This window comes from Microbacterium sp. ZW T5_45 (assembly GCF_044987415.1).
Classification (GTDB): domain Bacteria; phylum Actinomycetota; class Actinomycetes; order Actinomycetales; family Microbacteriaceae; genus Microbacterium.
Genome location: NZ_JBJDRJ010000021.1, coordinates 18251 through 39108, shown reverse-complemented (window position 1 = coordinate 39108; position 20858 = coordinate 18251). Strand labels below are relative to the sequence as shown.

At 70.5% G+C, this 20858-nt stretch carries 19 protein-coding genes; 18 read left to right on the top strand and 1 reads right to left on the bottom strand.

Annotated elements, in window-relative coordinates; translation table 11 throughout:
* Nucleotides 1-85 precede the first annotated feature (85 nt).
* The 4 genes from ACI3KS_RS12015 to ACI3KS_RS12000 are packed head-to-tail and all read left to right on the top strand — an operon-like array spanning nt 86 to nt 4879.
* Nucleotides 86-820 (top strand): L-ribulose-5-phosphate 4-epimerase, encoded by a 735-nt coding sequence (locus ACI3KS_RS12015; RefSeq protein WP_404918565.1) that lies wholly within the window; start codon nt 86-88, stop codon nt 818-820.
* Nucleotides 817-2412: a xylulokinase gene (locus ACI3KS_RS12010; protein WP_404918563.1), complete on the top strand. Its 1596-nt coding sequence runs from the start codon at nt 817-819 to the stop codon at nt 2410-2412. The genes ACI3KS_RS12015 and ACI3KS_RS12010 overlap by 4 nt, the downstream gene beginning before the upstream one ends.
* Nucleotides 2413-2420: 8 nt before the next feature.
* The gene (araA, locus tag ACI3KS_RS12005) at nt 2421-3938 is read left to right on the top strand and encodes an L-arabinose isomerase (protein WP_404918561.1); all 1518 of its coding nucleotides are present in this window, start codon (nt 2421-2423) and stop codon (nt 3936-3938) included.
* Complete coding sequence (locus ACI3KS_RS12000) at nt 3935-4879, top strand: aldose 1-epimerase family protein (RefSeq protein WP_404918559.1); 945 nt, start codon at nt 3935-3937, stop codon at nt 4877-4879. The genes araA and ACI3KS_RS12000 overlap by 4 nt, the downstream gene beginning before the upstream one ends.
* 69 nt (nt 4880-4948) lie before the next feature.
* Here ACI3KS_RS12000 and ACI3KS_RS11995 read toward each other — a convergent pair whose 3' ends face one another.
* Nucleotides 4949-5614, bottom strand: a complete 666-nt coding sequence (locus ACI3KS_RS11995; RefSeq protein ID WP_404918557.1) for a type 1 glutamine amidotransferase domain-containing protein — start codon at nt 5612-5614, stop codon at nt 4949-4951.
* A gap of 84 nt (nt 5615-5698) precedes the next feature.
* Here ACI3KS_RS11995 and ACI3KS_RS11990 point away from each other — a divergent pair, with 84 nt between their 5' ends.
* From ACI3KS_RS11990 to ACI3KS_RS11925, 14 genes are all read left to right on the top strand, one after another.
* Entirely contained in the window at nt 5699-6589 is an 891-nt protein-coding gene (locus tag ACI3KS_RS11990; protein WP_404918555.1) for a LysR family transcriptional regulator, read from the top strand.
* 114 nt (nt 6590-6703) lie between these two features.
* A complete protein-coding gene (rraA, locus tag ACI3KS_RS11985) occupies nt 6704-7186 on the top strand; it encodes a ribonuclease E activity regulator RraA (protein ID WP_404918554.1) in 483 nt (160 codons plus the stop codon).
* A complete protein-coding gene (locus ACI3KS_RS11980; protein ID WP_404918552.1) occupies nt 7183-7908 on the top strand; it encodes a GntR family transcriptional regulator in 726 nt (241 codons plus the stop codon). Before rraA ends, ACI3KS_RS11980 begins: the two co-directional genes overlap by 4 nt.
* 98 nt (nt 7909-8006) lie before the next feature.
* Nucleotides 8007-9317: an amidohydrolase gene (locus ACI3KS_RS11975; RefSeq protein WP_404918550.1), complete on the top strand. Its 1311-nt coding sequence runs from the start codon at nt 8007-8009 to the stop codon at nt 9315-9317.
* 52 nt (nt 9318-9369) lie between these two features.
* The gene (locus ACI3KS_RS11970; RefSeq protein ID WP_404918548.1) at nt 9370-10929 is read left to right on the top strand and encodes an ABC transporter substrate-binding protein; all 1560 of its coding nucleotides are present in this window, start codon (nt 9370-9372) and stop codon (nt 10927-10929) included.
* Nucleotides 10930-10984: 55 nt separating this feature from the next.
* The gene (locus ACI3KS_RS11965; protein WP_404918546.1) at nt 10985-12007 is read left to right on the top strand and encodes an ABC transporter permease; all 1023 of its coding nucleotides are present in this window, start codon (nt 10985-10987) and stop codon (nt 12005-12007) included.
* A complete protein-coding gene (locus ACI3KS_RS11960; RefSeq protein WP_404918544.1) occupies nt 12004-12909 on the top strand; it encodes an ABC transporter permease in 906 nt (301 codons plus the stop codon). Before ACI3KS_RS11965 ends, ACI3KS_RS11960 begins: the two co-directional genes overlap by 4 nt.
* Nucleotides 12906-13775, top strand: a complete 870-nt coding sequence (locus ACI3KS_RS11955) for an ABC transporter ATP-binding protein (RefSeq protein ID WP_404918542.1) — start codon at nt 12906-12908, stop codon at nt 13773-13775. The genes ACI3KS_RS11960 and ACI3KS_RS11955 overlap by 4 nt, the downstream gene beginning before the upstream one ends.
* Nucleotides 13775-14629 carry an ABC transporter ATP-binding protein gene (locus ACI3KS_RS11950; RefSeq protein ID WP_404918540.1) on the top strand — a complete coding sequence of 285 codons (855 nt, stop codon included), beginning with the start codon at nt 13775-13777 and terminating at the stop codon, nt 14627-14629. The genes ACI3KS_RS11955 and ACI3KS_RS11950 overlap by 1 nt, the downstream gene beginning before the upstream one ends.
* Entirely contained in the window at nt 14626-15714 is a 1089-nt protein-coding gene (locus tag ACI3KS_RS11945) for a sugar phosphate isomerase/epimerase family protein (protein ID WP_404918538.1), read from the top strand. Before ACI3KS_RS11950 ends, ACI3KS_RS11945 begins: the two co-directional genes overlap by 4 nt.
* Nucleotides 15715-15776: 62 nt before the next feature.
* The gene (locus tag ACI3KS_RS11940; RefSeq protein WP_404918536.1) at nt 15777-17216 is read left to right on the top strand and encodes an FAD-binding oxidoreductase; all 1440 of its coding nucleotides are present in this window, start codon (nt 15777-15779) and stop codon (nt 17214-17216) included.
* Nucleotides 17213-18298 carry a sugar phosphate isomerase/epimerase family protein gene (locus tag ACI3KS_RS11935; RefSeq protein ID WP_404918534.1) on the top strand — a complete coding sequence of 362 codons (1086 nt, stop codon included), beginning with the start codon at nt 17213-17215 and terminating at the stop codon, nt 18296-18298. Before ACI3KS_RS11940 ends, ACI3KS_RS11935 begins: the two co-directional genes overlap by 4 nt.
* A gap of 22 nt (nt 18299-18320) precedes the next feature.
* Complete coding sequence (locus tag ACI3KS_RS11930; protein WP_404918532.1) at nt 18321-19586, top strand: M24 family metallopeptidase; 1266 nt, start codon at nt 18321-18323, stop codon at nt 19584-19586.
* Nucleotides 19583-20848 (top strand): amidase, encoded by a 1266-nt coding sequence (locus ACI3KS_RS11925; protein ID WP_404918530.1) that lies wholly within the window; start codon nt 19583-19585, stop codon nt 20846-20848. The genes ACI3KS_RS11930 and ACI3KS_RS11925 overlap by 4 nt, the downstream gene beginning before the upstream one ends.
* Nucleotides 20849-20858 lie beyond the last annotated feature (10 nt).

Below are 20858 nucleotides of genomic sequence, written 5' to 3'. Positions count from 1 at the left end.
CCCGCGCCTTGACGCTCACCGCGGCCCGTGTCAGACTTTCTGTGACCGGTCACAGTGACCGTCCGAGAGCGCGACGAGGTACCCCGTGAGCAACGAAGCCCCCGCCTACACCCCTGAGGTCGAGGCGTCCATCCAGAAGGTCCGCGAGGACGTCGCCCGACTGCACGGCGAGCTCGTGCGCTACAACCTCATCGTCTGGACGGGCGGCAACGTCTCGGGCCGTGTCCGCATCTCTGAGGACGGGAGCGCCGACCTCTTCGTCATCAAGCCGTCCGGGGTCAGCTACGACGACCTCGACGCCTCGAACATGATCCTCTGCGACCTCGACGGCAACGTCATCCCGGGCACGGCCGGCAGCGAGCGCAGCCCCTCGAGCGACACCGCCGCCCACGCCTACGTGTACCGCAACATGCCCGAGGTCGGCGGCGTCGTGCACACGCACTCCGACTACGCCGTCGCCTGGGCCGCCCGCGGCGAGGAGATCCCCTGCGTGATCACCGCCATGGCCGACGAGTTCGGAGGACCGATCCCTGTCGGCCCGTTCGCCATCATCGGCGACGACTCGATCGGCCGCGGGATCGTCGAGACTCTGCGTGGGCACCGCAGCCGTGCGGTGCTCATGCAGAACCACGGACCGTTCACGATCGGCGTGGATGCGAAGGACGCCGTCAAGGCCGCGGTCATGGTCGAGGACGTCGCCCGTACGGTGCACCTCGCACGGCAGGCGGGCCCGGTGATCCCGATCCCGCAGGAGGCGATCGACAGCCTCTTCAACCGGTATCAGAACGTGTACGGCCAGAACTCGGACGCCCGCCGATGACCGGCGACAACGCGACCCGGGCCTCCGCCGACATCACCGCCGGCCGCACGAGCCTCGGCATCGAGTTCGGCTCAACCCGCATCAAGGCGGCGCTGATCGGCTCCGACGCCACCGACGTGCTGGCCACCGGCTCGTACTCCTGGGAGAACCGCCTCGAGGACGGCCTCTGGACCTACGACCTCGCCGAGGTCTGGACCGGCCTGCAGACCGCGGTCGCCGCCCTCATCGCCGATGCCGAGCAGCGCCACGGCGCGCGGCCCACGACCTTCGGCGCCATCGGAGTCTCGGCGATGATGCACGGCTACCTCGCGTTCGACGCGAGGGGCGAGCTGCTCGCGCCGTTCCGCACCTGGCGCAACACGAACACCGGTGTCGCAGCATCCGAGCTCACCGACCTGTTCGGCGTGAACATCCCGCTGCGTTGGTCGATCGCGCACCTGCATCAGGCCGTCGTCGACGGCGAGGCGCACGTGTCGCAGCTCGCCTCCGTCACGACGCTCGCGGGCTACGTGCACTGGAAGCTCACGGGTGAGCGCGTGCTCGGCGTCGGCGACGCATCCGGCATGTTCCCGATCGACTCCGCGACCGGCGGATACGACGAGCGGATGCTGCAGAAGTACGCGGATCTCGCGGGCGACCGCCTTCCGGCTCCCGCCACGTCCCTGCTCCCGGCGGTCCTCCCGGCGGGTGCTGCCGCCGGCGCGCTGACCGCCGAAGGCGCCCTGCTGCTCGACCCGACCGGCACCGTGCCGGCCGGCATCCCGCTGTGCCCGCCCGAGGGTGACGCCGGCACCGGCATGGTCGCCACGAACTCGGTCGCTCCCCGCACCGGCAACGTCAGCGCCGGCACGAGCATCTTCGCGATGGTCGTGCTCGAGCGCCCGCTCGCCGAGGTGCATCACGAGCTCGACCTCGTCACCACCCCGGCGGGCGACGCCGTCGCGATGGTGCACTGCAACAACGGCGCGAGCGAGCTCGCCGCCTGGGCCGGACTCTTCACGCGGTTCTCCGCGGCGGCCGGTCGACCCATCGATGACGACGCGGCGTTCGACGCGCTGTTCCGCGAGGCGCTCGCGGGGGAGCCGGATGCCGGCGGCCTGCTCGCCTACAACCACTTGGCGGGCGAGCCCATCGCCGGCCTCGACGCCGGTCGTCCGCTGTTCGTCCGGACGCCCGACAGCGCCTTCACCCTGGCGAACTTCATGCGCGCCCAGCTCTACGGGGTGTTCGGCACCCTGGCTCTGGGCATGCAGGTGCTCACCGCCGAGGGCGTCGAACTCGACCGCATGTTCGCGCACGGCGGCATGTTCCGCACCGCGGGCGTCGCGCAGCGCTTCCTCGCGGGCGCGCTCGGAGCTCCCGTGACCGTCGGAGAGCTCGCGAGCGAGGGCGGGGCCTGGGGCATCGCGGTGCTCGCCTCCTACCTCGGGCGCAGCGAATCGCTGGGCGAGTACCTGGCCGCGTCCGTGTTCGCCACGGCATCCCTCACCACCGCCGACCCCGACGCCGCCGACGTCGCCGGCTTCACCTCTTATCTCGACCGCTATCGCGCGGGTCTGGCCGTCGAGGCCGCCGCCATCACCGCACTCTAAGGATCGACATGCCGAAGCTCACCACCTCCCTCGACCAGTACGAGGTCTGGTTCCTCACCGGAAGCCAGCACCTCTACGGGCCCGAGACGCTCGCGCAGGTCGCCGAGCAGTCGCAGGAGATCGCCCGCCTGCTCGACGACGCAGGCGACGTCCCCGTGAAGATCGTCTGGAAGCCGGTGCTCACCGACTCCGCGGCGATCAAGCGCACCGCCCTCGAGGCGAACGCCGACGACAACGTCATCGGCCTCATCGCCTGGATGCACACGTTCAGCCCCGCCAAGATGTGGATCGCGGGTCTCGACGCGCTGCAGAAGCCGCTCGCGCATCTGCACACGCAGGCCAACGTCGAGCTGCCGTGGGCCGACATCGACTTCGACTTCATGAACCTCAACCAGGCCGCGCACGGCGACCGCGAGTTCGGGTACATCCAGACCCGTCTCGGCGTGCCGCGCAAGACGATCGTCGGCCACGCCAGCGACCCGCGCGTGCAGCGCGAGCTCGGCGTCTGGCAGCGCGCGGCCGCCGGCCTCGCCGCGAGCCGCGACCTCAAGCTCGCCCGCTTCGGTGACAACATGCGCTTCGTCGCCGTCACCGAGGGCGACAAGACCGAAGCCGAGCTGCGCTTCGGTGTGCAGGTCAACACCTGGGGCGTCAACGAGCTGGCGGATGCCGTCGCTGCGGCATCCGAAGAGGCGATCGACGCTCTCGTCGCCGAGTACGAGGAGCTCTACGAGGTCGTCCCGGAGCTCCGCAAGGGCGGCGAGCGTCACCAGTCGCTGCGCGACGGCGCGGCGATCGAGATCGGCCTGCGCTCGTTCCTCGAGGAGGGCGGCTTCGGTGCCTTCACGACCTCGTTCGAGGACCTCGGCGAGCTGAAGCAGCTCCCCGGGCTCGCCGTGCAGCGCCTCATGGCCGAGGGTTACGGCTTCGGTGCCGAGGGCGACTGGAAGACGGCTGTGCTCGTGCGCATCGCGAACGTCATGGGCGCGGGGCTGCCCGGAGGCGCGAGCCTCATGGAGGACTACACCTACGACATGACCCCGGGCGATGAGCTGATCCTCGGCGCGCACATGCTCGAGGTCTCGCCGTCGCTGAGCTCGGCGAAGCCGACGCTCGAGATCCACCCGCTCGGCATCGGCGGCAAGGACGACCCGGTGCGCCTGGTCTTCACCGCCGACCCCGGCCCGGCCGTCGTGGTCGCGCTGAGCGACATGCGCGACCGCTTCCGCCTCACCGCCAATGTCGTCGAGAACGTCGAGCCCCGCGCGTCGCTGCCCAAGCTTCCCGTGGGCCGCGCGGTCTGGAAGCCGGCCCCCGACTTCACCACGAGCGCCTCGGCCTGGCTCACCGCTGGCGCCGCGCACCACACGGTCATGTCGACCGCGCTGGGCATCGAGGCGTTCCGCGACTTCGCCGAGATGGCCGAGGTCGAGCTGCTCGTGATCGACGAGGACACCACGCTCGGGGAGTTCCAGAAGCAGCTGCGCTGGAACCAGGCGTACTACCGCCTGGCCCAGGGCCTGTGAGCGGTCTGCCCCGCTCAGGGCGGCAACTGACGATCGCGGCGCACGGCTACCGCGCCGTCGTCGCGAGCGTCGGTGCCTCGCTGCGAGTGCTCGAGTTCGAGGGGCGTGACCTCGTCGTGCCGTTCGACGCCGATGAGGTGCGCCCAGGGTACCGCGGCGTCACGCTGGCACCGTGGCCCAACCGCATCGTCGACGGCGCCTACTCGTTCGCCGGTGCCGACCACCAGCTTCCGCTGACCGAGCCCTCCCGCGGGCACGCGCTGCACGGTCTGCTCGCGTGGGCGGAGTTCGCCGACCGCGTCGTCGCCGACGATCGCGTCGTGCTCGCCGCCGTGATCGAGCCGCAGTCGGGCTACCCGTTCCGCGTCGAGGTCGAGGTCGAGTACCGTCTGGCCGAGAACGGCCTCACCCAGACGGTGACCGCGCGCAACCTCGGCACGGATGCTGCGCCCTGGGGCACCGGGCCGCACCCGTACCTCGTAGCCCATTCGGCAGGCTCAGGGACCGAAGGCCGAGGCCGCGTGGACGACTGGACGCTCACGCTTCCGGCATCCGACGTCCTCACCGTCACCGATGATCGGCTCAGCCCGATCGCGGTGGAGCCCGTGTCGCAGCATCCGGAATGGGACTTCCGCGAGCCGCGGGTGATCGGCGACGTGTTCATCGACCACGCGTTCACCGCGCTCGATCGCACCGACGGCATCGCCGAGGTCCGCCTCGTCGATGCCGAGGGCACGGGCGTCGCGCTGTCGTGGGACGAGGGCTGCCCGTGGGTGCAGATCCACACCGCCGACGTGCCGACCGACGCTGCGGTGCACCGCAGCGGGCTGGCGGTCGAGCCGATGACCTGCCCGCCGGACGCATTCAACACGGGCATCGACCTCGTCGTCGTCGAGCCGGGTGCCGCGCACGCGGCGTCGTGGAGGTTCTCGGCGATCTGACCGACGTCGGCCCCTGTGTTCGAGGCGCTCATCCCTCCCGGATGAGCGCCTCGAACGCGTCGGGAGTCGTCACGCCAACGCGGCGACCAGGGCATCGGCGGCGGATGCCGACGACTGCGGGTTCTGGCCCGTGATGAGCAGCCCGTCGACGACGGTGTGATCGCTCCATGGTGCGCTCGCCGAGACGTCGGCCCCGAGCTCGCGCAGCGCCGACTCGAGCAGGTAGGGCGCACGGTCGGCCAGTCCACCGAGCCGCTCTTCCTCGTCGGTGAACGCGGTCAGGGTGCGGCCGGCGACCACCGGCGCACCCGCAGCCGTGCGGGCGGGCAGAAGCGCGGCGAGGCCGTGGCACACTGCGGCCAGGGGCCGACCGGCCTCGACCGTGTGCGCGATGAGCGCGGCCGAGTCCGCGTCGATCGCGAGGTCCTGCATGGGCCCGTGGCCGCCGGGGTAGTAGACGGCGTCGTAGGCCGCGGCGTCGACGTCGGCGAGCACGAGCGGCGCGGAGAGCCCGGGCACGGATGCGATGGCCTCGGCATCCCCCTCGTTCAGGCTGGCCGGGTCGGCGACCGGCTGGACCCCGTTCGGCGTCGCGAACACGACCGTGTGGCCGGCGTCTGTCAGCCGGCGGAACGGCGTGAGCAGCTCCTCGGCCCAATAGCCGGTGGGGTGCGCTGTGCCGTCGCTGAGAGTCCAGGTGCGGGCGCCGGTGACGACGAAGAGGACGGTGGACATGAGGGTCTCCCTGATGATCGATACGGAGGTGTGCACAGGGAGAGAACCCGCTCCCAGACTGCGTGATTCCGATAGATTCCCGATATGGAGAATCGGAATACCGATGGGTTGCGAGACATCGCACTCTGGCGGACGTTCCTCGCCGCGCACCGCGCGGGCTCGGTCTCGGCGGCCGCACGGATGCTCGGACTGGCGCAGTCGTCCGTGACCGCCCACCTGCAGACGCTCGAGCAGGTCGTCGGCGAGCCACTGTTCGTCCGGCACGCCCGCGGGATCCGCCCGACCGCGCGGGCGGACCGGTTCGCGGCGGGACTCGGCGAGCACTTCGACGCACTCGGACGGGCGCTGGGTGCCCACGAGGCCGATCTCCCGGCGACGATCCGCATCGGAGGTGCGGCCGAGTTCCTCGCGCGCGTCGCGATCCCCGCCCTCGCGCCCGCGATCGCTGACGGCCTGCGGGTGGAGGCGACGTCCGGGCTGGCCGAGGATCTGCTCGACCTGCTGCGCGCCGGGAGCCTCGATCTCGTCGTCGCGGCGGTGCGGCCTCGGGGCCGGTCGCTGCCCGCCGCGGCCTTCGTGGATGAGGAGTTCGTGCTCGTCGCCGCGCCGAGCGCCGGCGTCCGTCCGTCCTCCGGTCTGGCGCCGCACGCTCTCGACGAGGTGCCGCTCCTCGCCTACGCGCGCGACGTGCCGATCCTGCGACGCTACTGGCGACACGTGTTCGGGGTGCGCCTCGAGCGCGAGCCGGCGCTCATCGCACCGGATCTTCGAGCGCTCGCGGCAGCGGCTGTCGCCGGTGCCGGTGCGACCGTCCTGCCGAGCTATCTGATCGCCGATGAGCTGGCAGACGGACGGCTGGTGATCCTCCGTGAGACCGACGACCCGCCCATCAACACCCTCTACCTCGTGCGCAGGCCCGGTCCGTTGGGTGCCGAGGTCGCCGCGGTGGATCGGGCGCTGCGCTCGGCCGTGTGAGCCCGTCGGCATCAGACCCGTGCGGCTGTCGAAACGACGGCGAAACACGGTGATGCCACAGTTGGCATACCAAAGATGCGACGTCCGCCGTCGCGTCCGTACCGGAGGAGCCCCATGAACATCACCGCTGACATCTCCGACGAACGCGGCGACGCCGCGCAGGTGGTCCCCCTCGTGCTGCGCGACTACGGCGGCCGCATCGCGTTCGGCGGTCCGGCTCGCACCCTCCGGTGCGACGGTGACAACGCGCTGCTCGCCGGCCTGCTCTCCGCACCGGGGGAGGGGGCGGTGCTCGTCGTCGACGGCGGCGGCCGGCTCGATGCGGCCCTGATGGGAGATGTCTTCGCCTCCGCGGCCGTCGAGAACGGCTGGAGCGGGGTGATCATCCACGGTGCCGTGCGCGACGCCGCGGTGCTCGCAGAGCTTCCGCTCGGGGTCAAGGCGACCGGTACCTGCCCTCGGCGCGGAGCGAAGGCGGGCACAGGGCAGGTCGGCGTCGATTTGGTGTTCGGTGACGTCCGCGTCGTCGACGGCGACCGGATCCACGCGGATGCCGACGGCGTGCTCGTGATCGCCGCAGAGGGCGTTATACAGTGAACGGAATTCCAGAACCCGCGCTCAGGGAGCCCATCATCACCCCGAACGACGTACCCCTCGGCGATGCCGATCGGCCGCTGTCCACGCAGATCTACGAGGCGCTGCGCGAGCGGATCATCGAGGGCGATCTGCCGCCCGGTTCCCGCATCAGGGAGCGCGATCTCGCAGAGGAGTTCAATGTCTCGCGCATCCCGATCCGTGAGGCGATGCCTCGGCTCGAGAGCGAGGGTTTCATATCGACACTGCCCCGACGTGGCGCTGTCGTGACGGAGATGCGCCTGGAGGACGTCAAGGAGCTCTTCGCCGTGCGCGCGAGCCTGGAGGTCCTCGCCGCCCGACTGGCGGCGGCGGCGTGCGCGGCGGGCGCCAGCACGACCGAGCTGTTCGCGCGTCTGGCCTCGGCCGAGAGCGCGCTGGACACCGGTGACGACCGACGCATCGCGGCGGCGAACTCCGCGCTGCACGAGGAGATCCTGAACCTCTCGGGCAACCGCCTGCTGATCTCCACGATGGTCCCGATCAACGGGCGCGTCCGGCGTCTCTTCCGCCTCGAGGCCGCGCGCGACCAGCGCGTCCTGTGCGCCGAGCATTCACGGCTGGTCCGCGAGATCGCCGAGGGCAACGAAGAGCGTGCGGCGTCGATCGCCAGCGCCCACGTCGAGCACAGCCGCGTCGAGTCGATCGAGTTGTTCCGCAACGCGCTGGCGACCGAATCCGAGTGAGGCCGAACTTGTAACACCGCGGTAACCGGGGAAGGCCCTTCGACGAAACATCGCATCGGCATTCTGTATACCAAATAGCCCTCCACAAAGGACTCACGGTGTACGACTCCCTCACTCTCGCGAACGCGACTCTCCCGACCGGCGAACTGGCGGATATCCGGGTAGAGAACGGCGTGATCACGGCGATCTGCGCAGTGACCCAGCCGGTCGCCGCAGCGCGCGCCGTACACGACGGAGAGGTCTCCACCGATCCGTTCGCGCTGTTCGATGCAACCTCTGGTATGCCGAATCTCGACCTTCGCGCACGCCTGGTCCTTCCCGCTCTCGTGAACGGACACGCCCACCTCGACAAGACCTTCCTGGGTGCGCCCTGGCAGCCGCATCGTTCGGGCATCGGAGTGCCGGCGCGGGTCGCGGCCGAGCGGGCCATCCGCGCCGGCGTGGCCACGGGCGTCTCGCAGCGGGCACTGGCTCTCGCCGAGGAGATGATCCGCTTCGGCACGGGCACCGTCCGCACGCACGTCGACATCGACGCCGAACTCGGCCTCGCGTCCCTGCATGCGCTGCTCGAGCTGCGCGAGCGGCTGTGCGATCGGCTCGACGTGCAGATCGTCGCGTTCCCGCAGAGCGGCATCCTCGCCTCTCCCGGTGTCGCCGATCTGCTCGACGCGGCGCTCGCCGACGGGGCCGATGTCGTCGGTGGGCTGGACCCGTTCGGGTTCGACGGCGATGCCGATGCCCACCTCGACGTGGTGTTCGGTCTGGCCGAGAAGCACGGTGCCGCCGTCGACATCCACCTGCACGATCTCGGCGACGCCGCTGTCAGTCAGGTCACGCAGATCGCCGAGCGCACGCGCGTTCTCGGGCTCGGCGGTGCGGTGACCCTCAGCCACGCCTACGGTCTCGGCTCGATCGATCTGCCGCAGGCCCGGCGTCTCGGCGCGGTGCTCGCGGCCGCCGGCGTCGCGGTGATGACGAACGGCCCAGCGGGGCCCATGCCCCCGGTGCTCGCGCTGCGCGAAGAGGGCGTGACCGTGTTCTCGGGATCCGACAACATCCGCGACGCCTGGTGGCCCTACGGCGACGGCGACATGCTGGGCGTCGCGCGGACCGTGGCCTACCAATCCGATTTCCGCACCGACGAGGAGCTGGCTGTCGCGCTGGACCTGGTGACGGATGCCGCGGCAGCGGCCCTCGCCCTGCCGGCCCATGGCCTGCGGGTCGGCGCAGCCGCTGACCTCGTGATCCTCGACGCCGCCAGCGCCGCGCAGGTCGTCGCCTCGCCTCCCGCACAGCGGGCGGTGCTGCACCGCGGACGCCTCGTCTCGAGCTCACGGCTCGTGACGAGATCGCCCGCCTTCCCTCGTCCGATCGAGAGATCGGCATCCTCCGCGGTCATGGCCCGCTGAGCCCGCACCATCCCTGCCCTCGCACCATTCCCGACACCCTCTGGAGAGATCCATGAAGCACTCGCTGTCCCGCACGACCGCCGTGTTCGCCACCCTCGCGGTCGGCGCGCTCGTCTCCGGCTGCGCATCGACCGGCACCTCGCCGGCGCCCGCCCGTGACGAGACCGTCATCATCGGCACGGGCGCCGTGCCCCAGTCGCTCGATCCCATCCTCGCCTCCGACGTGCAGACCGACTTCACCACCGGGGCGCTCTACGACAAGCTCGTCGACTACGACGCCAACGGCGAGCTCGTTCCGCTGATCGCGACCGAGTGGGAGTACAACGCGGACGCCACGTCCGTCACGCTCACCCTCCGCGACGACGTCGTATTCCACAGCGGCACCCCGCTCACGGCGGCGGACGTCGTCTACACCCTCGACCGCGACGCCCGGCTCGGGCTCGGAGTCGCCTCGTTCCTCTCGTCGTACGCCTCGGCCGAGGCGATCGACGACACCCACGTGACGATCACCCTCAACTCGCCGAACACGACCTTCGTCGGCGCGCTCAGCAAGATCTACGTCGTGGATTCCGCGCTGGTCGCCGAGAATGCGGGCAGCGACGACGCGCAGTCGTGGCTCGCGAGCAACGACGCGGGCTCCGGCGTGTACTCCCTGGAGGACTACACGGCGAACCAGTCCGCTGAGCTGGTGCGCTTCGACGACTCATGGCGCTTCGACGAGGCGCGTCCCACGAACCTCGTCTACCGCTACATCACCGAGAGTTCGACGCTGCGCGATGAGCTCGCTTCGGGCGGGGTCGATGTCGTCACCGGCCTCACCGCCACCGACCAGACCGGCTTCGAGGGCAAGGACGGCTTCGCGCTCGTGCCGCTGCCGACCATGATGCAGCTGTACTTCATGATGAACACGGCGTCCGGCATCACCGCCGACCCGGCCGTGCGCGAGGCGATCCAGCTCGCCTACGACTACGAGGGGCACATCTCCTCGATCCTCTCCGGCAAGGGAGAGATCGCCTCGGGCATCGCCTCTCCGGCGGTGACCTGCCGCGTCGACTCCGGCACCAGCGAGCAGGACGTCGCGGCGGCGAAGGCGATCATCTCGGATCTCGGTCTCGAGGGGTCGACTCTCACTCTGGCGTACCAGTCGGTGATCCCCGAGCACCAGAAGGCGGCGACCCTGCTGCAGTCCAATCTCAAGGACATCGGTCTCACCCTCGAGCTGAAGACCGTCACGTACCCCGAGTACATGGCGCTCATCAGCGACCCGGCCACCGTGCCCGACATCGGCGTGCTGTGGGACTTCCCGTACTACCCCGAGATCGGCCCGATGCTGCACCGCGTCTACGACTCCGTGTTCATCGGGCAGTCCAACTACGGCCTGTACTCGAACCCCGAGGTCGACTCGCTGCTCGAGTCCGGCATCGCGAGCACCGATCCGGAGGCCGCATGCGCCGACTTCACCGCCGCTCAGGAGCAGATCATCGCCGACCGGGTGAGCGTGAACGTCTCGAACCCGACGACCACCGTCGTCACCTCGTCCGACGTCACGGGCATCGAGTACCGCCCGACGTACCAGCTGTTCGACCCGACGCTGCTCACCCTCGCCGAGTAGCAGCCACCGGTGGGGCGGCCCGCGCCGCCCCACCGCCGACAGAAGGAGGTGAATCATGCCGAAGTTCCTCGCTCAGCGCCTCGGCTTCGCACTCGTGAGCGTGTGGGGGGTGCTCACCCTGGTGTTCTTCCTCACCAAGCTCATCCCCGGCGACGCCGCGCGCGTCGCCGCAGGCCGCACTGCGACGCCCGAGCAGGTCGAGCAGGCCCGGCTCGCACTCGGCCTCGACAAGCCCGTGCTCCAGCAGTATGTCGACTTCCTCGTGAAGGCGGTGGGCGGCGACCTGGGGACGTCGGCGTCCACGCATCAGCCCGTCGTCTCCGACCTGGCGAACACCCTTCCGGTGACGCTGCAGCTGGTCGTGGTCACCATGATCCTCACGATCCTCATCGCCGTTCCTCTCGGAGTGCTGTCGGCGGTGAACCGAGGCAGGGCCGGCGACATCGCGACCCGCGTGGTCCTCGTGCTGGCCGGCGGCGTGCCCGTGTTCTGGCTCGCGATCCTCCTGCAGTGGCTGCTCGCCTCGAACCTCGGTGTGCTGCCGATCTCGGGATCCAACTCGTTCGGCATGGATGCCCCCCGGGTCACCGGGTACACGCTCGTCGACTCGCTGCTCGCAGGCAGCGTCCCGGGCTTCCTCGACTCGCTGGCGCATCTCATCCTCCCCGCGCTCGCTCTCAGCGCCCCGTTCCTGTCGACGGTAGCCCGCAACGTCCGATCGAGCATGATCGGCGTGCTCGGCAGCGACTACGTGACCTTCGCCGTCTCGAAGGGCGCCTCGCCGCAGCGCGTCGTCGTGCACCATGCGCTGAGATCTTCGTTCACCTCGACCCTGACCATCCTCGGCATGCAGTTCGGCTGGATGATGGGCGCCGCACTCCTCGTCGAGACGGTGTTCGCCCTACCCGGCATCGGCGTGTATCTCAACGCCGCGGTCTTCAACCAGGACACGTTCGCGGTGCTCGGCTGCGTGCTCGTGATCGGCGTGGTGTTCATCGTCGCGAGCCTCGTCGTCGACCTCCTGCAGATCTGGATCGACCCCCGCGTCCGCGTGTCCCACCTGGCAGGAGCATCATGACCGTCTCGACCGCCTCCCGCACCGGCGCCGTCCTCTCGCCCGGCGCGCTCGGCTCGGCCATCGGCCGCAGCGCACGCGGGCTCTTCGGAGGCCGCACGCCGTGGATCGATCGCGTCGCGGCCGGTCTCGCCCTCGCGCTGGTGCTCGTCGCCGTGATCGGCCAGTTCGTGCATCCGCACGACCCCTACGCCGCGAACCCGGCGGCCGCGCTGCTGGCCCCCAGCGCCGCGCATCCGATGGGCACCGACGACGCAGGGCGCGACGTGCTGTCGCGGCTTCTCGTCGGCGCGGGGACGACCCTGCTGGCGGCGATCGTCGTGGTCGTGCTCACCACGATCGTCGGGGTGATCGTCGCCTGCATCGCGGCCATGTCGCCCCGGCCGGTGGACGAGGCGATCATGCGCATCTGCGACATCTTCATGGCGATCCCCGGCATGGTGCTCGCGCTCGGCATCGCCGCGGCGCTCGGTGCCTCGCTGCCCTCCGTGATCATCGCCATGGTCGTCTCGATGTGGCCGGGCACGGCCCGGCTGGTGCGCGGCATCCTGCGCGAGACCATGTCGGCCGCCTACATCGAATCGGCGACCGTCACGGGCGTCTCGCGGGTGCGCATCCTTCTGCGGCACGTGCTGCCGAACTCGCTGGACTCGGTGTATGTGCAGGCCAGCATGGAGATCTCCGGGTCGATCGTGCTCATGGCCGGACTCGCCTACCTCGGCGTCGGTGCTCCGCCGCCCAGCGCCGACTGGGGCGCGATGGTCGCCCAGGGGCGCGAGTACATCACCACCGCCTGGTGGGTCACGACCTTCCCCGGCCTCGCGATCACGGTCTCCGCCGTCGCGTTCGGCCTGCTCGGCGACGCCATCCGTCTGCGTCTCGACCCGAATGCGAGGAACGCATGAGCTCCGATGACCTCGTCGACATCCGCGGCCTGACCGTCACAGTGCCGGAGCGGCGCCGCATCGACGGCGCGGTCGGCGACCTCGAACTCGTGCACGGCATCGATCTCGCCATCGCTCCGGGGGAGCGGGTCGCCCTCGTCGGCGAGTCCGGATCCGGCAAGTCGATGACCGCCAAGGCGATCCTGCGGCTCGAGCCCTCGCTCCGCCTCGGCGGGTCGATCAGGTTCGACGGCAACGAGCTGGTCGGCGCATCCGAGCGCACGCTGCGCAGCATCCGCGGAGCGGAGGTCTCGATGGTGTTCCAGGACCCGATGACGGCGCTCAACCCGGTGCTGACGATCGGTGCGCAGGTCGCCGAGCCGCTCATCATCCGCGGCACGCCGCGCGCCGAGGCCAAGCGCCGTGCGATCGACATGCTCGATCGGCTGGGCGTTCCGCAGCCGGCGCGACGCTTCGACGCGTACCCGTCGGAGTTCTCCGGCGGCATGCGGCAGCGGGTCGTGATGGCGGCCGCCCTGATCGCAGAGCCCCGTCTTCTCATCGCCGATGAACCGACCACCGCGCTCGACGTCCGCGTGCAGGAGCAGGTGCTCGACCTCATCGAGGAACAGTCCAGGGAACTCGGCCTGTCGGTGCTGCTCATCACGCACGACCTCGGCATCGTCGCGGGCCTGGCCCATCGAGTGTCCGTGATGTACCGCGGCTCCCTCGTCGAGGACCGCGGCGTCGACGAGCTGTTCGCCGCCCCCGAGCATCCGTACACGAAGGCCCTGCTCGGCTCGATCCCCCGGATCGACGCCGACCCCGACATCCGACTGACCACGGTGGACGACCTCATCGCGGCCCCGATCGAGGAGGTGGCGTGATGGCCGAGGTCCTGCTGCGCGTCGAGAATCTGACCAAGAGGTTCGGCTCCGGACGCCACCCGCACACCGCGGTCGACGATGTGTCGTTCGAGTTGCGCGAGGGCGAGGTCCTCGGGATCGTCGGCGAGTCCGGCTCGGGCAAGTCGACCACCGTCCGCTGCATCATGGGCCTGGAGCGCCCCGACGCCGGGCTGCTCGACTACCGGGGGATCAATCTCCGACGGATGCCGTGGGCCGGACAGCGCATCTTCCGCTCCGAGGTGCAGATGGTCTTCCAGGACCCCTACTCGAGCCTCGACCCGCGGATGACCGTGGAGCGCATCGTCGGCGAGCCGCTCACCGTGCACGAGCGCGGGCTCTCCGCATCCGCTCGGAGGGATCGCGTGGTCGGCATCCTCGAGGAGGTCGGTCTCGGCGCCGAGCATCTGGCGCGGCACCCGCGGTCGTTCTCCGGAGGCCAGCGTCAGCGCATCGCGATCGCCAGGGCGCTGGTCGCCGATCCTCGCGTGCTCGTGTGCGACGAGCCGGTCTCGGCACTCGACGTCTCGGTGCAGGCGCAGGTGCTGAACCTGCTCAAGGACCTGCAGCGCCGCCGCTCGCTCACCGTGCTGTTCATCGCCCACGACCTGGCGGTGGTGCGCTACCTGTGCGACCGGGTCGTCGTGATGGAGCACGGCCGGGTCGTCGAGTCCGGCACACGTGAGCGGGTCTACGACGACCCCAGGGCCGCCTACACCCGCTCGCTGCTCGAGGCCATCCCGCGCACCGATCCCGCAGGGGAACGCGAGCGCCGCCGGCTGCGCCGCGCCCGTGCCGCAGCATCCGCCACCGACCTGGAAGAGGTTCCGTCATGACAGCCAACCACCCCCGCATCGGCACCGACGTGAAGTTCATGGGCGGCACCACCGTCTGGGGAGACGGCGTCGCCGCGCTGCACGCCGTGAAGGCGGCGGGACTCGACGGCGTCAACCTGCGAACGCTCGACGAGCTCTCGCCGACCCTCGACCGCGGCGAGCTCGACGACTTCGCCGCCGCCGCGCGCGACCTCGACCTCTACGTCGAGATGGGGGTGGGCAAGGTGAACCCCTACATGACGGCCGAGCTGCCGCGCGTCCGCGATCTCGGCGACGGCAGCTACGTGGCGGGCATGGAGCGCATGATCGAGGTCTGCGCGGCCTACGGATGGACCGAGACGTGGACGGCGATCGGCGGTTTCAAGCCCTACCCCGGTCTGTTCTTCACCGACCGTTTCCGCACCGACACCGACTGGGCGGACCAGCTCCGCGCCACCGAAGGGCTGCTGCACAGGCTCGCTCCGGCGCTGCGCGCCAACGGGGTGCGCTTGAACCTCGAGACGCACGAGGAGATCACCACCTTCGAACTGCTGCGCCTCATCGAGTCGGTCGGCGACGATGTGCTCGGGGTCTGCCTCGATCCCGCGAACCTCGCCGTCCGCGCCGAGGTGCCGCTCGAGGCGATCACGCGCATCGCTCCGCATGTGCGCACCACGCAGCTCCGCGATGCCGCCCTCCTGCACACCGAGGACGACGTGACCGGCACCCGGGTGATCTCACGCTTCATCGCCCCCTGTGGCGAGGGGGTCATCGACTGGGATGCCGCCCTCGGCATCCTCCTCGCGCACACCCCCGACGTGAACCTCACGATCGAGGGCATCGGTCCCGTGCGCGCCGAGATGCGTCTGCACACCGAGCTGCCGGTCTGGCTCGACGGGCATCCGGATCTCACCGATGATGCGCTCGCCGAGCTGCATCGTCTCGCCGACGCCTACGAGCAGCGCGCGCTCGCCGGTGAGGCCGAGACTCTCGCCGAGCTGCGGGCGTTCCGCCCCGAGCCGGGCGAGCACGACCGCTTCGTCGCCCGGTGCGCCGCGCACCTGCGCGAGCGACTCGCCGCCCGGGCGTTCGCGGCCGTCGTCTGACCCGCGACCCCGTCGTCGGCACCACCTGCGTCAGCATCCGCCATCCGAAGAAGAGAGACACCATGACCACCGTCACCGAGACCGCCCCCATCGCCGACCTCGTCACCGCCGTCGACTGCGACGTGCTGCTCCCCGAGCGCCCGGACTACGACATGCTCCGTCGGGTCTGGAACGCCGACATCGACCGCTTCCCGGCTGCGATCGTGCGCTGCCGCACCGCGCAGGACGTCTCGGACGCTCTCGTCTGGTCGACGGCGAACGGCCACAGGGTGACGGTCCGCTCCGGCGGGCACAACCTCGCGGGCACCTCGGTGGGCAACGGAGCCGTCCTGATCGACACGGCACTCCTGAACGACGTCGTGTTCGACCACGAGGCCCGCACCGTGACGGTGGGGGCCGGATGCCGCTGGGGCGATGTCGACCGTCCTGCCGCGGAGTTCGACGTCGCGGTCCCCGCCGGTGCCGTGTCGCACACGGGAGTGGCCGGACTCACCCTCGGCGGAGGATTCGGGTACCTCGGGCGCCTGTTCGGGGCCACCGTCGACCACGTCGAGGAGATCGAGGTCGTGGTCGCCGACGGGCGCATCCTCACGGCGAACGCCGAGAACCACCCCGACCTGTTCTGGGCGCTGAAGGGCGCGGGCCACAACTACGGCATCGCCACGAGGTTCACCTTCCGCTACGTCGACCTGCCGGGTCTGGTCACGGTCCGGCAGGGGCTCTACGCGGCCGCCGACCGGGAGAAGCTCATCACCCGATTCGCGGAGTGGGGCCTGCACGCGCCCAAGAACATCGGCACGTACATGCGACTGCTGCGGGCCCCGGAGTACTGGTCGCAGATCCCCGCCGCGCACCGCGGCGAGCCGATCCTGTCGGTCGCCACCGTGCACTACGGCGACGTCGAGGCCGAAGAGGCGGCGACCGCCGGCATGTTCGCCGATGTCGAGCCGATCTGGTCGGTCGTGCGCACCATGCCCCACGTCACGCTGCAGCACGCCGCCGACGACGAGTTCCGCTACGGCATCGCGCACTACTGGAAGCACATCTTCCTCACCGAGATCACCCCCGAGGCGATCGCCACCATGATCGAGAAGTCCGACGCGTATCCCGGCCGGGCACTGAACTCGAGCTCCCACATCTCCCACCAGACGATGTGCCCGTTCGAGATGATCGCCGGTTCGCTCGAGCCCCGCGACTCGTCGAACGACGCCACCGCCGGCGTCGGCGCGCCGTTCAGCGCGAACATCGGCGCCGACTGGGAGTACCCCGGCGAGAAGGCGCCGCTCGTGGCATGGGCGCGCGACTTCGATGCCGCCCTCGCCCCCTACAAGAAGGGCACCTACATCAACTTCACCTCGGTGCAGGGCGATGAGGACGTGGCTCGCGCCGTGTACGGGGACAAGTACGACCGGCTCGTCAGCGTGAAGAAGGCGTACGACCCCGCGAACGTGTTCGCCCGCGGTCTCGTCGACCTGAGCGACAACGCGGCGGTGGAACGATGACCCTGCGGGTCGGCACCGACACCAGCAAGCTCCCCGGTGCGGCCGGTGCCCCGGCGACCGAGACGCTGCAGCGGGTCGCCGCGCTCGGACTGGACGGTGCGTTCTTCCGGTCGGCGTTCGAATTGAGCCCGACACTGGATGCCGCGGAGCTCGAGGACGTCGCGCAGACGGCGTCCGATCTCGGGCTGTACCTCGAGGTCGGGGCGGCCAAGGTCAACCCGTTCGCGACCCCCGAGTTCCCCGAGATCCGGGCGCTCGGTGACGGCGACTACCTGCTCGGCCTGGAGAGGATCATCCGGGCGACGACCGCCGTCGGCATCACCGAGCTGTGGACAGCGACCGCGAACTACCAGTTCCGGATCCGCGGGCTCTACGCCTGCGATCGCTTCCGCACCGACGTGACCTGGCCGGAGCAGCTCGCCGCCACGGCCAAGGTGCTGGTGCGCCTCGCCCCCGTGATGCGCGACGCCGGAGCGCATCTGAACATCGAGACCCATGAGGAGATCACCTCCTTCGAGGTCGTCCGACTTGTGGAGGAGGCGGGGCCGGATGCCTTCGGCATCACCTTCGACACCGCGAATGTGCTCGTGCGTGCCGAGGACCCGGTCGCTGCGGCTCGCCGCGTCGCCCCCTATGTGCGGATGTCGCACGTCCGCGACGTGGATCTGCGCTTCTCGGACGAGGGCATCACCCGCTACCTCGCTCCGGTCGGTGCCGGGGTGATCGACTGGACCGCCGTGCTCGGCGAGCTGGTCGCGAATGCTCCGCAGCTGAACCTGTCGATCGAGGGCATCATCGGCGGCTACGCCGGAATGCCGCTGTTCATCGACGACCCGGTGTGGCAGGCGGGGCACCCCGATCTCACCGTCGCCGAGTTCGCCGAGATCGTGCGGCTGACCCGCACCCAGGAGGCGCGCGCCGCCGCAGGCGCGGCACCCGAGGCGAGTGTGCTGAACGGCCCGATCGACGACGCGACCTCGCTCGCGTTCATCACCGACAGCGCCGCTGCGCTGCGCAGCATCCTGGCGTCGCTGCCGCACGCCCCGACCTCCGCCCCGGCAACCTCGCCGGTCGCGGCCTGAACGACACGAAAGGAATCGCACCATGACGCTTCTCACCATCCCCAACACCTTCGAGATCGACTCCGATGTGTTCCCCACGCTGAGCCTGACCGAGCGCGACCGCCGCTGGGGCAACGTGCGCGAGTTCATCAGCTCGAACGGCCTGGACGCGCTCGTCGTCTTCGGGTGGGACCGCAACGCGAACGACTCGTACCTCACCAACGAGGCGCAGCACTCGATCGTGCTGATGACCCCGACCGAGGATCCGCTGGTGTTCCTCGGCGACGTGCCGATCAATCGCTACGACGGTGCCGGCGCGCGCTACGAGCGCTGGACGGACAACTGGCGCAGCGGCAACCCGGTGGGCGGCCTCGTCGACGCCCTGGGCGAGTACGGTCTCACCGGTGCGACGATCGGCGTCGTCGGCCTCAGCAGCCGCGCGGTCGGCCAGTGGTCTGGCGTCATCCCGTTCTCGACGTGGAGCACCGTGCTGCAGAAGCTGCCCGGCGTCACCTGGGTCGATGTGGCGGACGCCTACGAGACCCTCACCCTCGTCAAGAGCGCCGAGGAGCAGGAGATGATCCGCAAGGCGGCCTCGCTCGGAGAGGCGGCCAGCGCCGCCTACGTCGCCGCGGCCGGCGTCGGTGTGCTCGAGAGCGTCGTCACCGCTGCGGCGATCGACGCGATCGTGGGCGGCGGCGGATGGATGCGTGCGCCGTTCATCCTGGAGCGCGCGGGTTCGCATCGCTTCGGCTGGGGTCAGCCGGAGTGGTTCTCGATGGGCGGCAGGCCCTACGCGCTGCAGAAGGGCGACAGCATCGCGAGCGAGCTGTTCGCGTACTACGGCGGCTTCGAGAGCCAGCAGCAGATCGACGTCGTCATCGGTGAGCCCGACGCGCTGCTGCGCGAGCTCGAAGAGGTCTGCCTGGAGTCGTACCACGCCGGAATCGAGGCGCTCAAGCCCGGCATCCGGTTCGCGGAGCTCGCCGCGATCATGGACGAGCCGCTGGCGCGCTCGAAGACCTGGAACACCGGACCCATGGTGCAGACGGTCTCGCCGGTGATCTACAACAGCGCGACCCGCATCGACCCGGGGGTCGATCCTGCGCTCGCGCACCTGCCGAAGCTGCCCGGCGGCGTGGGCCTGGACGGCGACTTCGTCATCACGGAGGGCGTCGCCTTCGCCTTCGAGCCGAACGCGCTGCGCGATGGCAAGCGGGTCTGCATCGGCGGTACCGTCATGCTCACCGACCGCGGCGTCGAGGAACTCAACACGATCGCCAACCGCCTCCAGGTGGTGCCGGCATGACCGTGACGGATGCGGTGGTGACGGATGCGGTGACGGATGCCGTGCTGCCGGATCCCGCGCTCGCGCGGGAGATCCGCGCGCTGCGCGTGGGGCCCGAGGTGCTCGCCCGCGGCGCGGCATCCGGCCCCCTCGCGGGAACGACCACGGTCGTGAAGGACCTGTTCGAGGTCGCAGGGCATCGCGCCGGTGCTGGCAACCCCGACTGGCTCGCCGACGCCCCGATCGCGGAGTCGAGCGCCTGGGCGGTGCAGCGGTGGGTGGATGCCGGGGCCACGGTCGCGGGCATCTCGCACAGCGACGAGCTCGCCTTCAGCCTGTCGGGCACGAACGTGCACTTCGGTACGCCGCTGAACCCGGTCGCGCCCGATCGCATCCCCGGCGGCTCGTCGAGCGGTTCGGTGTCGGCGGTCGCGGCGGGCCTCGTCGAGTACGCGCTCGCGACCGACACCGGAGGATCGACGCGGGTGCCGGCCTCGTACTGCGGGGTGTTCGGCATCCGCCCCACGCATGGACGCATCCCCCTCGACGGCGCGGTCGCGCTCGCACCGCACTTCGACACCGTCGGGGTGCTCGCCCGGAGCGGCGACACGCTGCGCGCAGCGGCGGGCGTGCTGCTGGCGTCATCGGCCCAGGCGGAGGCAAGCGAGCCCGCCGCCGCGACGGCCCTGGTGCTCGCCGAGGACGTACTCGCCTTGGCGGACCCGGCGACGTCCGTCGCGGTCGCGGACGCGGCCGAGCGGCTGGCCGAACTGCTCGGTCTGCCGCTGCAGCGCGGCGAGCTCGCCGGCGCCGAGACGCTGGCGGCGTGGAAGAGCGCGTTCATGGCGCGGCAGCTGGCCGACATCTGGGCCACCCACGGCGAGTGGGTGTCGCGCCGCTCGCCGTCGTTCGGCCCCGGCGTCACCGCGCGCATGGCCGATGCGAAGGCGGCGGATCCGGCCCGGGCCGTGCTCGCCGACCGGGCGGGCGACGAGGTGCGCGCCGCGCTCGAGGCTCTGCTGCCGTCGGGCGGCGTGCTGGCCTTCGCCACGGCATCCGGTCCCGCTCCGCTGCTCGACCTCGACACCGAGGCGAAGGGCAGGCTCCGCGGGCAGACGATTGGCATGACGTGCATCGCGGGGCTCGGCGGGCTGCCCGCGATCTCGCTGCCGCTCGCCGAGGTCGACGGTCTGCCCGTCGGACTCTGCATCGTCGGCCGGCAGGGCGATGACGAGCTGCTGCTCGACATCGCTGCCCGCGCCGACGTGCTGATCGGAGGCTGAGGTGTCGGCG